This window comes from Kitasatospora sp. NPDC023120, assembly GCF_055560835.1.
In genome coordinates this window covers 1-1,921 of record NZ_JBVHHY010000104.1, presented here as the reverse complement: position 1 = coordinate 1,921, position 1,921 = coordinate 1, and the positions used below count along the sequence as shown (strand labels likewise).

Here is a 1,921-nt window from a genome sequence, read left to right as displayed (position 1 = left end):
GCTCGCAATTCAGGAGGTTTTGGGACATTCCTGGATCGCCACGACGATGCGATACGTCCACGTCCAGCAGTCGAGAGTGGAAGACGCCTGGCTCGCCGGGCAGCAACGGGCCGCGAAGCGACTGGAAGGACTGATGGGATGAAGTGGAACCTGCGGCTGACCGCCGCGAACAAGGGCATCTGGAAGGCGTCCGAGCTGCAGCGGAGTCTGGCCGAGCACGGGCTGGTCATCTCGGCCGGGAAGATGTCCGGCCTGTGGTCCGGCCAACCGGTCTCCCTCAAACTGGAGGACCTGGACGTGATCTGCGTCGTGCTCGGCTGCAAGATCGGCGATCTGCTGCTGCCCGAGCCGGAGAAGGTCCCCCGTCCCGGGCAGCAGGAGACCGAGCAAGTCGCTGTCGCAGCGGCGGGGCCGGCGGTGGTTCCTCGTCGCCGTGACGGGCGCTCGCTCCCTCCGATGTGATGGCCTACGTTCTGCCGGCGGGCAGGTGCAGGCCGCCGACCAGCTGCCCGGACTGCTTCGGCTGGGGTGTGCTGCCCGGCCGCGCTTGCAGTGCGTGCCAGAGCTTCCGCCGCACCGAGGAGCCCGCCGAGTGCAGGGGCTGCCACCGGGTGGTGCGGCTGAAGAAGGGCTACTGCCGGCTGTGCTGGCATCAGGCGAGCCAGGATGCCAAGGGTGAAGTCACTGTGTTACAGCCCTACTTGGAGAAGGTGCGGCATCACCAGCTGTTCCTGATCAACCTCCACCGTCCGCGGTGTCCGGGCCCTCCGCGCGGCAAGCGCCGGGGACGGCCACGGCTGCCCGACCCGGCCCCGGCACGGCCGCCGGCCGGCGGCTGGCTCCAACCGGCTCTGTTCGAGGCCCGCCGCGACTTCACCCGCTTCGACCGGCGGGAGCACGCACGGCTCGACAACCCATGGCTGGCCTGGGCCCGGCATTCCGCCCACCGCCTCGGCGAGGCCCACGGCTGGCCCCGAGGCGTTCGCCTGGATGTCGACCGGGCCCTGGTCGTCGTGCTGTCCGGTCACACCGGCTGCGACGTCGTCCGGCACTCCGAGCTGTTCCCGGCGCTGCGGTCTCGTGGACTCAGTGTCGAACGCACGGCGGAGGTGCTCGGCCTCATCGGCGTGTTCCTCGACGACCGGCCGTCCTCCTTCGACCGCTGGCTGGAGTCCAAGCTCGACGGCCTCGCGGGTGGCATCCGGCGAGATGTCCAGGACTGGGCCCGGCTCCTGCACGACGGCGGCCCGCGGTCCCAGCCCCGGGACGTGGCAACCGTCTGGGGCTATCTCAACCGGCTGCGGCCGGTGCTGCTGGAGTGGTCCGGCCGCTACGACCACCTGCGTGAGGTCACCCGCGATGACGTCCTGGCCCACCTGGCCACCGTCCACGGCTCGCAGCGCAAGCACACCCTGGTCGCCCTGCGGTCCCTGTTCGCCCGGGCCAAGAAGAACGGCACGATCTTCAAGAACCCGACCAGCCGCATCCGGGTCGGCCAGCAGGAGAGCGGCGTCATCCAGCCGCTGGAATCCGAGGACGTCCGGTCCTCCGTCGCCGCGGTGACCCGCCCGGCCGACCGGCTGATCCTCGCCCTCGCGGCCATCCACGCCGCCCGGCCCGGTGCGATCCGCCGCCTCCAGCTCGACGACCTCGACATCGGCAACCGCCGGCTCGTCATCGACGGCCGCGTCCGCCCTCTGGACGAGCTCACCCTGCAGGCTGCCCTCGCCTGGCTGGAACACCGGCGACGACGCTGGCCCGACACCGCCAACTCGCACCTGCTGATCAACAAGCAGACCGCGCTGGAGACCGGGCCCATCAGCGGCGTCTCCGTCTCCGCCGCGCTTCGCGGCCAGACCGCCACCCTGGAACGGCTCCGCGTCGACCGCCAGCTCGAAGAAGCCCTCGTCCACGGCCCCGA

2 protein-coding genes are annotated in these 1,921 nt (G+C 71.0%); both read left to right on the top strand.

Annotation, left to right across the window (positions count from 1 at the left end):
• Positions 1 to 138 precede the first annotated feature (138 nt).
• Positions 139 to 462 carry a helix-turn-helix domain-containing protein gene (locus tag ACZ3TI_RS40900; protein WP_465735664.1) on the top strand — a complete coding sequence of 108 codons (324 nt, stop codon included), beginning with the start codon at positions 139 to 141 and terminating at the stop codon, positions 460 to 462.
• Positions 463 to 686: 224 nt separating this feature from the next.
• Positions 687 to 1,921: hypothetical protein (locus ACZ3TI_RS40895; RefSeq protein ID WP_465735662.1), on the top strand; the 1,235-nt coding region annotated here is incomplete at its 3' end.